This is a genomic window from Cobetia sp. SIMBA_158, assembly GCF_046566945.1.
Lineage (GTDB): Bacteria > Pseudomonadota > Gammaproteobacteria > Pseudomonadales > Halomonadaceae > Cobetia > Cobetia amphilecti.
In genome coordinates, this window is the sequence record NZ_JAWJYL010001039.1 from 1 (window position 1) to 238 (window position 238).

The following is a 238-nucleotide window of genomic DNA, read 5'->3' on the forward strand; positions in this document are numbered from 1 at the left end:
GCAGTAAGCCTAGAAAGTTGCGTGATGCCACAGGACTTAATTATGCAGACCATGAAGTATACTTCCCATTAAACGATGCCTATGATGGGAAAGATTGGGTAGAGTATTACATGGGTAAACCTTACAAATGGGATAATGCTATGGTAAACTCCAACATGTTCAACCAGTATTATAATTCACCTGAAGCACCTGAGAAGCCAAAAGAAAATGACTATCGTGCGTTTGAAATTTTCACGAT

The 238-nt window shown here is 39.1% G+C and carries 1 protein-coding gene; it reads left to right on the plus strand.

The window, feature by feature from the left end; translation table 11 throughout:
• On the plus strand, positions 1–238 hold a 238-nt coding region (locus R2R70_RS22965), incomplete at both ends, for a hypothetical protein (RefSeq protein ID WP_410979342.1).